The 14352-nt window shown below is 58.9% G+C and carries 4 protein-coding genes; all 4 read left to right on the top strand.

The features are described 5' to 3' along the window. Window positions 1-184: 184 nt before the first annotated feature. Window positions 185-1909: a ShlB/FhaC/HecB family hemolysin secretion/activation protein gene (locus ACQY47_RS13780; protein WP_428557268.1), complete on the top strand. Its 1725-nt coding sequence runs from the start codon at window positions 185-187 to the stop codon at window positions 1907-1909. Window positions 1910-1940: 31 nt separating this feature from the next. Further along, window positions 1941-12365 carry a hemagglutinin repeat-containing protein gene (locus ACQY47_RS13775; protein WP_428557267.1) on the top strand — a complete coding sequence of 3475 codons (10425 nt, stop codon included), beginning with the start codon at window positions 1941-1943 and terminating at the stop codon, window positions 12363-12365. Next, window positions 12362-12679, top strand: a complete 318-nt coding sequence (locus ACQY47_RS13770; RefSeq protein WP_073637953.1) for a hypothetical protein — start codon at window positions 12362-12364, stop codon at window positions 12677-12679. Before ACQY47_RS13775 ends, ACQY47_RS13770 begins: the two co-directional genes overlap by 4 nt. A 411-nt stretch (window positions 12680-13090) precedes the next feature. Further along, a complete protein-coding gene (locus ACQY47_RS13765) occupies window positions 13091-13759 on the top strand; it encodes a hypothetical protein (protein WP_138449388.1) in 669 nt (222 codons plus the stop codon). The last annotated feature ends 593 nt before the right edge of the window (window positions 13760-14352 follow it).

Below are 14352 nucleotides of genomic sequence, written 5' to 3'. Positions count from 1 at the left end.
AAGAGTTGCCGCTGGTCGGAATAAAAGTTCTAACGACTGCCGCTATCTCTTATTGATAATTCTTTGTTGTTAATAATCAATGTATTGCGGATGTAATAAGTACGAATGTGCAACTGTCCCGGTTTCTTGGGCCAGCGCTAGTTCGATGGTAGTTTGCCGCCCCTTGATAATCGATGGATCGAACATGTCTTTTTTATCGCCACGGACTCGGTATGTGTTGTGCACTTTCATGCTCGCCTGCCTGAGCCTGAATACGGCCATCGCCGCCCCTACGCCAGGGGATCAAGACCTGATCCGCGATCGGCAGAACCGCCTGCTGGAAGAGCAAAGCCGGCGCCTGCAAGAGCTTCAGGACCTGCCCGGCAAAGAAGCCAAGCCACAGGCACCGGCTACGCCTGCCGACACCCGCTGCTTCCCGATCAAAGACATCGAACTCAAAGGCGCCGACAGCCTGCCTGCCGGCGACCGCACGCTGCTGCTCAAACCCTATGTAGGCCAATGCCTGGGCGTCTCGCAGCTCAATGAGTTGCTCAAGGTCATCACCGACTATTACATCGCCAAAGGCCGCGTCACCAGCCGCGCCTACTTGCCGCAACAAGACCTCTCCAGCGGCCATCTGCAGGTGTTGGTGGTTGAAGGCAAACTCGAAGCGGTGCGCAGCGCCGAAGGCAGCAACGTCACCGAGCGTGAACTGGCCATGGCGTTTCCCGGCAAGGTCGGTGAGGCGCTGAACCTGCGCGAGGTCGAGCAACTGGTGGACCAGCTCAACCGGTTGCCGTCCAAACAGGCGCAAATGGAGCTGACGCCCGGCAAGCAAGTGGGCGGCAGCGACGTGGTGGTCAAGAACACCCCGCAAAAGCCCTGGCGCGCCAGCCTGTCGCGCAACAACGACGGGCAACGCAGCACCGGCGAACAGCAATGGGGCGCGGGCCTGGAGTGGGACAGCCCGCTCGGCCTGGCTGACCAACTGGTGCTGCGCGGTGGCCACGACGCCATCAGCGACCACCAGAAAACCTCGAAAAACACCCTGCTCTATTACAACGTGCCGTGGGGCTGGTGGAACTTCACCTACACCTACAGCGAGAGCGATTACCGCGCGCTGGGTTACACCGACACCTTCAAGTTCAAGCAGTCGGGCGACAGCCAGAACCACCAACTGCGCGCAGAGCGCGTGATTCACCGCGATGACGTAAGCAAAACCTCGGTCAACGTGGGTGTGGCTCACCTGCGCACCAACAACTACGTCAACGACGCCCAGCTCGATATCAGCAGCAACCGCCTCAGTGAGTTGCAGTTTGGTATTAACCACGGCCGGCGCATCGGCAATGCCTTCGTCAACATCGACCTCGGCGTGCAGAACGGCATCGGCGCCTTTGACGCCCAGCGCGACGACCAGCACCGCGACCAGTTCGGCAACCTCACGCCCACCCCGGATTACCGTAAATACACTGCCACGGTCAGCTATTTGCAGCCGTTTCGCCTGTGGGGCGAGTCGTTCAGTTTCACCAGCCTGGCCACCGGTCAACGCAGTGAAGACGTGCTGTTCTCGCCGCAGCGCATCAGCCTCGGCGGCTCGTCGTCGGTGCGCGGTTTGAAGGACCAGCAACTGTCCGGCGACAGCGGCGGCTACTGGCGCAACGAAGTGCGCTGGGCGCGCCCGGTCACCCTCGAATGGCTGCGCCCGGCCTTCGCCGAATACGGCACCAGCCTCGGTTACGACCAGGGCGTGATCCGCAACGACCGTTACAACGGCGACAACCACGGCCGCGTTTCAAGCAACTCCGTGGAACTGTTCGCCCGGGGCAAATACGTCAGCACCAGTGTGACGTTTGCCCACTCGTTAGAAAGACCTGGAGTGGTGACGGAGCGTGAAGCGCCGATCTACTTCCGCATGGATTTCTTCCTGTAATTCAACGCCCCGCTGCAACGAGAATTTGACCATGGATGTTCGCCACTTTGCCTTTCTGGCCCGCCAACCTTCTGCTGCCTTGAAGCGCCGCGACGCGTTCTTCGGCCTGCCCAAGCGCGGCCTGGTGCTGATCCTGGTCAACGCGCTGTTCTGGCAGCCGTTGCTGGCCCAGGCCGAAGGTATTGTGGTGAGCAACCCGGCCACCAGCGTCGGCCAGGCCGGCAATGGCGTGCCGGTGGTGAACATCGCCACCCCCAATGGCAGTGGCTTGTCCCACAACCAGTTCAAGGACTACAACGTCGGCCCCAACGGCGTGATCCTCAACAACGCCACTGGCGCGCTGCAGAACACCCAGCTGGGCGGTTACATCGTCGGCAACCCCAACCTCAAGGGCGGCGCGGCCAACGTTATCCTCAACGAAGTCAACGGCGGCAGCCCGAGCCAGCTGCGCGGTTACACCGAAGTGGCGGGGCAGTCAGCCAAGGTTATCGTCGCCAACCCTTACGGCATCACGTGCAGCGGCTGCGGGTTTATCAACACGCCCAACGTGACCCTGACCACCGGTAAACCGGTGATGGATGCGAACGGCCAGTTGCAGCGCTACCAGGTTGATGGCGGCGCCGTGACCATCGACGGCGAAGGCCTGAACGCCAGCAACGTCGACCGCTTCGAAATCATTACCCGCTCGGCCAGGATCAACGCGCAAATCAACGCCCGTGAACTGGCCGTGGTCGCCGGGCGCAACGACGTCGACGCCAAAAGCCTGAAAGCCACCGCCCGTGCCGACGACGGCAGCGCCAAGCCCGAGCTGGCCATCGACTCCAGCGCCCTGGGCGGCATGTACGCCGGTGCGATCAAACTGGTGGGCACCGAAGCCGGTGTGGGCGTGAAGCTCGACGGAACGTTGGCGGCCAGTGGTGGTGATATCCAGCTCGATGCCAATGGGCATTTGAGCATGGCGCAAACCGCCGCCAGCGGCGCGGTCAACATCAACGCCGCAAGCCTGGACGCCAAAGGGCCGGTGTATGCCGGTACCGCCCTTAACGTGAACACCCAGGGCGACCTCACTAACCGCCAAAGCCTGGCCGCCCGTGACCGCATTGCGCTGTCCAGCGGCGGCACGCTGACCAATGGCGACATCATCGAAGCCGGCGTCAACGCCGACAACACCCGCAACGCCACAGGCGATGTGAGCCTGCGCGGCAAAGCCGTCACCAACACCGGCGCCAGTGTGATTGCCAGCCGCGCGTTGAGCGTGGATGCCCAAGCGTTGAACAACCAGGGCGGCACACTGGGTGCCAAACAACACACCCAAATTACCGCTGCCACCGTCGACAACCAGAACAAAGGCCGCATTCTCAGCAACGGCGGCCTGGCCATCACCGCTGATCGCCTGCAGAACACCCAAGCTGGGTTGGTCACCAGCAACGGGCCGCTGACCGTCGTCGTCGGTGAGCTGCATAACCAGGGCGGTGAGCTCTCAAGCCTCGACACTGCAGCGCTGACGGTCGCGACCCTCGATAACGTCGCGGGCCTTATCACAGCGGGCAATGCGCTCAGCCTCAACGTCGGCAGCCTCAATAACCAAGCCGGGCTGGTCACCAGCCAAGGCACGGTAAGCGTGGCCGGTAATAGCCTCGACAACCGCCAAAAAGGCTTGGTCGCAGGCGTGGGTGGTGTGCAGGTCAATGTCGCCAACATCGACAATCGTAACGGCGAGCTGTCCAGCCGTGCGGGCGTGCAGGTAACCGGTACGCAACTGGATAACAGCGACGGCGGGCTGCTGATTGCTGGCGCCGGTGCAGGTTTGAATGTCGACCAACTGCTCAACCGCAACCAGGGTTTGATCAGCAGCGAAGGGCTGCTGAGCATCACCGCGCGCACGCTGGCCAACGGCGGCGGCACGCTCTCCAGCGCCGGCCCGCTGACCCTCAGCGCACTCGGCGCGGTGGACAACCGAGGCGGGCGGCTGGTCACCGATGGCAGCCTGATACTCAACGCCGCAAGCGTCGACAACAGCCAGAACGGCACCCTGAGTGCGCGCCAGGCCCTGTCCCTTGGCACCGCCGACCTCAACAACCAGCAAGGCGGCCAGATCACCAGCGCCGAGGCGCTGACGCTGGACCTGCACCGTGGCGAGTTCAATAACCAGGGCGGGCTGATCAACGCGCCGCTGTTGATGCTCAACAACCTCAAGAACGTGCATAACCAGGGCGGCGAAATCTCCGGCAGCCAGGCGTTCACACTCACCGCCGACAACCTCGATAACAGCAGCGGCAAACTGTTGAGCAACGCCGCGCTGACCCTGCGCATCGGCCAGGCCCTGGCCAACGTCAAAGGCATGATTGCCGCCGCCTCGGTTGACGCCCACGCCACCGACCTCGACAACAGCGGCGGCACCCTCACCAGCCGTGGCGACACGCTGCTCAACGTGGCTGGCCGCCTGACCAACCGTGACCAGGGCCTGCTCAACGCGAGCAATAGGCTGACGCTCAACAGCGCCGCGCTGGACAACCAGAACGGCTCGCTGTTGGGCAGCGCAATTGCCCTGGACTTCGGCACCGCCACCGGCGACCTCAACAACGCGGGTGGCCTGATCACCACCGCTGGCAACCTCTCCATCAACCACCTGCGTGACCTCAGCAACCAGGGAGGCGAACTCTCCAGCGCGCAAACCCTGAACCTCAGCGGCCGCACGTTGAACAACAGCAACGGCAAGCTGATCAGCAATAACCTGCTGGTGCTCAATGTCGAAAACCTGATCAACCAGAATGGCCTGATGTCCGGCTGGCAGGGCCTCACCGTCAGCGGCGCGAACCTGGACAACCGCAACGGCGGCACCTTGTCTAGCCGTTACGGCGACCTTAATGCCACGCTGACCGCCAGCCTGCTCAACAGCGCAGGCGGGGCACTGGTGAGCCAGAAAGCGCTGACCGTTAATGCCGGCGAACTGGATAACAGCAACAAAGGCGTACTCTCCAGCGCGGCCGGGCAGACGCTGACCGTCGGCGGCTTGCTGAACAACGCCCAGGGCGGCGTGATCGACAGCGGCGCGGCCCTGAGCCTGACTACGCAAAACCTGGATAACAGCGCCGGCAGCATCAGTGGCGGCACCGCCACCACCCTCGACCTGCTCGCGACCCTGACCAACACCAACGGCAAACTGGCCAGCGGCGGCCCGCTGCTGATCAGCCGCGCGGCGCAGATCAACAACCAGGGCGGCCAGATCGCCAGCCAAGGTTTGTTGACCCTGCTGACTGTCGGCCTGGATAACCGCAACCGTGGCACCCTGGCCGCCAACGACCGCTTGAGCCTCACCGCCAGCGGCCTGGTACAGAACGGCAACGACGGCTTGATCTACAGCCAGAACGCCGACCTCAGCCTCACGGCCAACCGCTTGGACAATGGCAAAGGCACCGTGCAAAGCCAGGGCGGCATGACCGCCAACGTGGCCGACACGCTGGATAACCAGAGCGGCAAACTGATCGCTCAGGCCGGTGACCTCAGCGTCAACGCCGCCAGCCTCGACAACCGTGGCGGCACCCTCGCCAGCCTCAAGGCCGCACTGCAAACCCAAGTGGTCGGCGTGCTGCGCAACGGTTACGACCTCAACAACAACCGCCAGGGCGGCGTGATGCAGGGGCAAAGCCTCAACCTGCAAGCCGGCAGCGTAGACAACTATGGCGGGCGCATCGCGGCGCAGGGCGGCAACGCACTGGTCACCACCGGTAACTTCGACAACCGCAACGGCGGGCTGTATGCCAAAGGCCTGATGCGCGTGGTCGGGCATGACTTCGATAACAGCGGCGACAACGACGGCCAGATTGCTGGCCAACAAATCGACCTGGACCTGAGTGGCGCACTCAATAACCGCCTCGGCATCATCGAAAGCGAAAGCACCCTGAAGGTACGCGCGGCCAGCCTCGATAACCAGACCGGGCGCCTGCGTGCGCTGGGCACGGCGGGTACCACCGAATTCGCCATCGGGGGCCTGTTCGACAACCGCAACGGCGTGCTGGAAACCGCCAACAACGACCTGACCCTCAACGCCGGCAGCTTCCAGAACCTGGGCGGCAATGTCCTGCACGTAGGCACCGGCAATTTCGGCATTGCCCCGGCCAACCTCAACGACGTGGGCGGCAGCCTGGTCACCCGTGGCGACCTGACCATCACCCAGGGCAACTGGACCAACAGCAGTGTGATCCAGGCCGGGCAACTCACCGTTAACGTCGACAGCCTCGACCAGACCGCCACCGGCCAACTGCTCGGTGCCCGGCGCTTTGTCGGCAATGGTGCCAACTGGACCACCCACGGCCTGATCGCCAGCGACGGCGCGCTCGACCTGACCTTGAGCGGCGCGCTCAACAGTTCCGGGCGCATCAGCAGCCTGGGCAACCTCAACCTCAGCGCCGCACAGGCCAACTTGAGCGACACGGCCAGCATTGCCGGCGGCGGCGTCACCACCGCCAACATCGCCGGCACGCTCAACAACCGCGGGCGCCTCACCGCTGCCACCGACCTGGTGGTAAACGCCGGCACACTCAACAACTACGCGACCCTGGGCAGTGGCCAGCGACTGGTCGCCACCACCGGCGCCTTGCTCAATGACCACGGCCTGATCTTCAGCGGCGGCGACATGAGCCTGCGTGTGGACGCGTTGAACAACAGCTACGCCGACGTCTACAGCCTGGGCAACCTCAGCGTCGACCGCGACGGCAAGGGCGGCCTGGCCAGCAGCATCCTCAACAGCTCATCCACGATCCAGAGTGACGGCAACCTCAGCCTGTCCGCCAATTCGATCAAAAATGAACGGGCGGTACTCGACGTCAACGACGCAGGTGTCTACACCGCCTCCGCCACCCAAGGCACGTGCATCGAGTACGTCAACGCCGGTGACTGCCACGCCGGTGGCACACCGCGCAACTACGTGTGGGAACTGGTGACACGCGACAAACTGGAAGTGACCGCCGCCAGTGCCGGTTCGAGCATCACCTCGGGCGGTAACATGACCCTGGCGGGCGGCGACCTGCTCAACAGCAGCAGCTCGATCGCGGCCGGCGGTAACTTCACCGCGCGCCTGAACAACCTGGTCAACACCGGCATCGAAACCGGCGAAACCGAGACCTATCGTCTTTTCACGTCAAAGCGCACCAAGCACCCTGAAGGCTGGTTCAGTGCCGCCGCCGCACTCACCAACAAATACTGGTACAAAAGCGCCGGTTACAATCCCAATGACCTCGGCGGCCTTGAGGCCACCGTGGCCAACTTCATCGGCATGATGGAGATCGAGCGCACCCAGTTCGGCAAAGTCACCAAAATTGCCAGCGATGACCAACGTTACGCCGCCGTGATTCAGGCAGGCGGCGCGGTAGACGTCAAAGCGCAAGCCGGCATCGACAACAGCGTGGTACGCCTGGGCTATAGCTACATCGGTGCGGGTGCCAAAACCACCACCGACGCCACCGGTGCCAGTGGCGAAGCCGGTTACTCGACACGCGTCACGCTCAACCAGCAACTGCCGCCGGACCTGGCCCAACAGCAGATCAACCCGCTGAGCCTGCCCGGCTTCACCTTGCCTACCGGCCAAGGCGGGCTGTTCCGCCTCAGTGGCCAAAGCGCCAGCGCGCCAGCCAGCACCGGCCCGCAAGGCTGGACCTTGGGCGGCGGCAGCGTCGATCGCACGCCGGTGACCGGCCCGGTCGTGCCCGGCAGCGGCACCTCGGCCGACGGCGTGGTGATCAACCGCGTGCAAGGCCTGCCAGACAGCCAGTTCGCCTCCAACCCACAGAAATACCTGATCGAAACCAACCCGCTGCTGACCAACCTCAGCCAGTTCTTAAGCTCCGATTACATGCTGTCCAAACTGGGCTACGACCCGGACCAGGCACAAAAGCGCCTGGGTGACGGCCTGTATGAACAGCGCCTGATCCAGCAAGCCGTGATCGCCCGTACCGGCCAGCGCTTCATCGATGGCCAGACCAGCGACACAGCGATGTTCAAGTACCTGATGGACAACGCCATCGGCACCAAACAGGCGCTAAACCTGGCCGTAGGCGTGAGCCTCACCGCCGAGCAAGTGGCGGCCCTGACCCACGACATCGTGTGGATGGAAAACGCCACCGTCGCCGGCCAGCAAGTGCTGGTGCCCGTGCTCTACCTGGCCCAGGCCAACAACCGCCTGGCGCCCAACGGCGCACTCATCACCGGCAGCGACCTGAACCTGGTCAGCGGCACCGACCTCAACAACGTCGGCACCCTGCGCGCCACCAACAACCTCGCCGCCAGCGCCGGGCGCAACATGGTCAACAGCGGCCTCGTGCAAGCGGGCAACCGCCTCGACCTGCTCGCCGGCAACACCCTCACCAACCGCGCCGGCGGCATCATCGCCGGGCGCGACGTCAGCGTGCGCGCGGTAAATGGCGATGTGCTCAACGAACGCACCGTCACCAGCCACCAGAGCAGCAGCGGCTACCGCACCGAGCGCACCGACTTCGTCGACAACGCCGCGCGCATCGAAGCCGCCAACACCCTCACCCTGCAAGCCGGGCGCGACGTCAACAGCACCGGCGGCGCCTTCAAAAGCGGCGCCGACCTGGGCGTTCAAGCCGGGCGCGACGTGAACCTGGCCACCGCCGAACAGCGCAATGCCAATGCCGTCAGCACCTACATGCGCAGCAGCAGCGCAAACCAGTACGGCACCGTGATCGAAGCCGGGCGCGACTTCCAGGTGGTGGCTGCGCGGGATATCAGTGCCATCGGCAGCCAGCTCAATGCCACGCGTGATCTGGCGCTGGTGGCCAAGGGCAATGTGAACCTGGCGTCGGCGGCGAATGAACAGCATTCGGCGTTTAATTCCAAGAAGGTCACCAGCCAGGAAGACCACGTCCAGCAAGTGGGCACATCGTTGGTGGCCGGTGAGAACCTCTCCCTGAGTGCCGGCAACGACCTCGTCGTCAGCGCCAGCCGTGCGAGTGCCGGCAAGGAAGCCTACCTGTACGCAGGCAATGACCTGGCGCTGAACGCCGCGCAAGACAGCGACTACAGCTATTACCGCAAAACCAAAACCAGCAAAGGGTTGCTGTCCAGCAGCCAGAAAACGCGCATCGACAGCAGTAACCAGATCAGCCAGCAGGGCTCTTCCATCAGCGCTGATACCGTGGTCGTGCGTGCTGGCCGTGACATCGGCACTACCGCCAGCGACGTGGTTTCCACCAACGCCACCAGCCTGATTGCCGGTCGCAATGTGGTGATTGATGGGGCAACGGAAACCTTTGAACAAAGCCATTCGTCCTCGACCAAAAAATCGGGCTTGATGAGCAGCGGCGGCATCGGCGTGACGTTGGGCTCAAGCAGCAACCAGAACACCTTCACCAGCAGCACCGAAACCACCCGGGCCAGCAACATCGGCAGTGTGCTGGGCAGCGTGGATATTCAGGCTGGCAAAGACCTGACCATTCGCGGCTCTGACGTGGTTGCTGGTAAGGACATCAGCCTGGTTGGGCAAAATGTCAGCATCCTGGCTTCCGAGAACAACAACCGCAGCGAGCAGACCTCCAAAAGCAAAACCAGTGGTTTGACCCTGGCGTTGTCCGGCACCGTGGGTAGCGCGGTGGACTCCGCTTATAAGACCGCCAAGCAAGCCAAGAACGAGGACGACGGCCGCCTCTCGGCGCTGCAGGGTGTGAAGGCAGGGTTGACGGGCGTGCAGGCGTGGCAAGCGGCGCAGCAGAATGGCGGCATGACCGGCGCTAACGCTTCGCAGTTTGTGGGGATCAGCATCTCCCTGGGTTCGCAGAAATCCGATTCCAAACAGACCCAGGAGCAGACACTCAGCCAGGGCAGCAGCCTGACGGCCGGCAACAACCTCACCATCGTGGCGGACGGTAACGGTACGCCTGGGGCCGCAGGTGATATCCATGTTCAAGGCAGCAAGCTTCAGGCCGGTAATGAGATGCGGCTGGCGGCGGAGCGCGATATTCGCCTGGAAGCTGCGGCGAATAACCAAAAACTTGATGGCAAAAATAGCAGCAGTGGTGGTGCGGTAGGTATCAGCCTAGGCGTGGGTTCCGAAGGCGGCGGCCTGAGCATTTTCGCCAATGCCAACAAAGGCACCGGTAACGAGAAGGGCACTGGCACCACCTGGACGGAAACAACCCTGGATGCGGGCAAACAGGTCAGCCTGATCAGCGGCCGAGACACCGCCCTGAAGGGCGCGCAGGTCAGCGCAGACAAAATTACCGCTACTGTGGGGCGCGACCTTACGCTGCAAAGTCTGCAAGACACCGATAACTACAAGTCCAAACAAACCGATGTCAGCGGTGGCGCAAGTTTCACGTTTGGCACCATGACGGGCAGTGGTTCGCTCAGCATCAGCAAGAGCAAGATCGACTCCAACTATAAGAGTGTGCAGGAGCAAACCGGCCTGTTCGGCGGTAAGGGCGGCTACCAGATTGATGTGGGCAACCACACGCAACTCGATGGCAGCGTGATCGCCAGCACTGCAACAGCGGACAAAAACCGCCTGAGCACCGGCACCCTCGGCTGGAGCGTTTTAAAGAACAAAGCCGACTACACAAGCCAGTTGCAGAGCGCCAGCGTCAGCAGTGGCGCAAGCGGCGCGAACGCCTTCATCAGCAATATGCCCTCCGGCAGCTTGATCGCGTTCAATCATGGCGACAGTGACAGCGGCACCACGTCATCGGCCATTTCCAACGGTACCCTAGATATTCGCGACCCTGCCAAACAGCAGCAGGATGTGGCAACGCTGAGCCACGATGTCGAACACGCCAACGGCAGCATCAGCCCGATCTTTGATAAGGAGAAAGAGCAGAAGCGCCTGCGGCAGGTGCAGTTGATTGCGGATATTGGTACTCAGGCAGTAGACATCGTTCGAACCCAAGGCCAGATCGATGCTGATAAAGAGGCGCGTGCTGAACTTGATAAGCGTGGCATCAAGGACCCTGGAAAAGATGCCAAAAAAGAGGACGTCGATGCCTACAAGAAACAACTGATTGCCACTGACGCTTATCAACGGATCATGGCGGACTACGGGGTCGGCGGCAATTACCCACGTGTAGCGCAGGCGGTGACAGCAGCATTGCAAGGGTTGGTGGGAGGCGATATCGGTTCCGCTATTGCGGGCGCGTCGGCGCCGTACATGGCGCAAGTCATCAGGAAAACCACCGGAGACAACGCTGTACTCAACACCATGGCGCATGCCGTATTGGGTGCGGTGGTGGCGCAGGCGCAAGGCAACTCTGCGGGAGCGGGGGCTGCGGGAGCGGCGACGGGTGAATTCATCGCCCATCAGTTGTATCCGGGCAGGAAGACAATCGAGTTGACGGAGGAGGAGAGAGAGACGGTTGTTGCACTTTCGGGTCTAGCAGCAGGGTTGGCTGGGGGGATTGCTGGTGGTGATCTGGGCGGTGCGGTTACTGGGGCAAAGGCGGGAAGCAATGCGGTGGAGAACAACTCCCTCAGTGATATTGCAGAAGCATTAGCCGCACATAAGACACTTGAGCAGCAGGCTGAAGACCGCGTCAAAGCAGAAAACCAACACTACAAGGAGCAAAACTGCGCTGGCATGAGTGAGCAAGCGTGCTCGGTCAAGATGTATACTCAGCGGCGTGAAGAGCTCAAAGATGCCCTGTCAGAAGGCGCAAATTTTGTACCAGTTGTCGGCACAGTTAAAAGCGTAGCGGAGGCTGAGAGTGCACTTGATTACCTTGAGGTAGCAGCATCACTTATTCCAGGTGAACGGATTATTTCCGGCACCTTGAAAATGGCACGCAAAGCTCTGAACAGGGGCGATATCAGCGAAGCATCGAAGCTGATTAGCAGCGCCAGTAATGAGATTCAGGGTGCAAAGGCGCCATACACCTCGATTTCCTCGCCGGATGCTGAGGCTGGCATGCCCTATGCCCACCCGATAAAGGAGGCTGGTGAAAAAGGTGGTGTCAAACTGGCTAGTGTTGAGGTCGATGTGACCAAAGCCAGTAAAGGAACACCTGAATACAAAATACTGAATGAGCCCCCACCAAATAGCCAAGTCAAGCTGAGCAACGGCACTGAATTTAAGACCAATTCAAGCGGTTACGTTGATGAAATTACCTACAGTCCGTCGTTGGATAAAGGCGTCCGTGATGCACGCCAAACGGCAGTTGGCAAAGAGGGATTGCCAACGGATGTGGGGGGGCACATCCAGGGTTGTCAGCTTGGTGGTACCTGTGACAGATTCAACCTCTTTCCGCAGGATGGTAATTTCAATAACTCTGCCTATAAGCGGTGGGAAACAGAAATTAAGAAGGGGTTGAACAACGGTGATCAGGTCGGCGCCGTGACAGTGCGCTTTTCTAGAACGGATCCTGTGTCGGCAAGACCAGATTCATTAGTTATTGACTACTCAATCAATGGAATAAAAATGCGCAAGTCATTCAGGAATGAGGCCGGGCAATGAGCATTGAGCAACAAGTACAGGTCTTGAATGCGCTCACGCAGATCATGCATGACTCTGCGAATGGTCCGTACGAGGAAATGCGTTGTGAATTTGAGCATGAAGTTTATGACGGAGGGTGGTCTGTAGGTTCTAAATACTCATTCGTTCGCGATGGCTTGTTCTTCAGCGAGCTTTTGGATGACCCTGAAGATAGAGCTTCTAGTCACGTCCATAAGTTGCACGAGCTGATGAGATCGCACACAGGTGGTGATTGGAGAAAATTTGTACTGGTTATCGACCCTAGTGGAAAGGCTAATACCAAATTCATTTATTAAGTTGGTACAAAAGGTGGTGTCAAACTGGCTAGGGAAATGGGGGCAGACCACGTTTTGTGGACCACGTTTTGCGTTTTTTAGAGTTCAGTGAAGTTGTTATTTAAAAATATGGTTTATTTTTTGAAAAATAAGGTGGGCCACGATTTTGCTTTTTTAGAGTTTGGTAGAGTTGGTATTTTCAAAGCATAATTTATTTTTGTAATATTTTTATTTTGTCCGCCTAGTGATCGAAGGCTAAGCTGGGATCCCTCAGGGCCTGACCCCTGTTTTCACTATTTCATCGAATGCGTTGAAACAAAATCCCGGTATCAAAGCCGTTTTTGAATTTCCAAGTCAAAAAGCGGCCGATAGAGCAACTGATATTTTGATTGAGCAAAATATCAGAAACATTACTGTGAGGGTTGCACCCTAATGGCTACGCATAAGCTTGAATTTCGTCATAGGCCAAAATTTTCAGAGTCGATTGAAAAGCGACACGAAAATTTTCTCGAAAGGTTGTCCGGCTTAGGTGCGCCATGGGATTTGGCCGGTGCTGTAGATGTTCCCGATATTGAAGGCGAGCTTGTTGTTTCTGTTTCTTTAGATAAATTCCTTCCAAAGGGAATAAAAGGTCGAATTGCATATTCTCTTAGAAGCGAGAGATATCTAGAAGATGATGCTCAATTTGATGACTCTATATTCATTGAGTTTTCGAATGCTAAAATTGATTATTTGGACTTGTTGAAAAGAATTTTCCCTGCGTACGTAGAGGCTTTTGGTGCCTATAGAGCTGCACTGCATGATTGGTCTGTCACTAGAAGCGACTGGCCGGCAGTAGTAGCTGCATGCGATGCTACAAAAAAAGATGTTAACGGGAGAGATGGTGTTTTTCGTATAAATGCGGCGAATTATTTTGATGAGAAATTGTGCCTTCGCGCATTTGGGAAAAGCCCTCAACAGATTATTAACTGTCTCAAGGGGCACGTTGAGGAGACCTCGGAATTGGCCGGAGGTGTGTTGATTGTTGTTAGCTATACGCCGCTGACCACCAGCGAGATAGCTACTGCTGGAGAGCGATTAAAAGAACTTTTGGTTGGGTGATGCGAGGGGAGGCTAGGTCCAGAAGAGCCGGGGCCAACTGGCGCACTCCCAACAATGACGACTTGTTGCCCTGCCTGCTGTCCGCACGTGACCTCCACGCTTGGCAAACTGGTAAGACAACTCGAGACCAGTCGACCAAGATTAAAGGATGTTTCAAGGGCCTAATAACCCCAGCAGCATACAAAAAAGGGACTGTAGAAATAGGGGGCGGATTTATTTAATTGTCCAAGTTCTTTTTTACTTAAATAAATCTGACCCTTTTCGCCTTCAGATGGGGAAATAGGGGTTAGACCAAGTTTGAGTTTCTTAGAGTTCAGTGAAGTTGTTCTTTAAAAATATGTTTTATATTTTGGAAAAATAGGGTGGGCCACGGTTTTACTTTTTTAGAGTTTTGTAGAGTTGCTCTTTTAAAAGCATGATTTATTTTTTGTGATTATTTTGTTTCGTTGGCCTAGTAATTTCAACTAAGCTGTAAGCTCTTATCCAATTAGGGGTTTATATGGCTCGCCGTTCTAGGGTTTTAATGCCGAATATCCCGTTGCATATTATTCAGCGGGGAAACAATCGGGCTGCGTGTTTTTATTCAGATAAAG

The sequence above is a fragment of the Pseudomonas edaphica genome, assembly GCF_965277385.1.
Classification (GTDB): Bacteria; Pseudomonadota; Gammaproteobacteria; order Pseudomonadales; family Pseudomonadaceae; genus Aquipseudomonas; species Aquipseudomonas edaphica.
The sequence above is the reverse complement of the archived record's forward strand: the minus strand, read 5'-3'. Positions and strand labels throughout refer to the sequence as shown.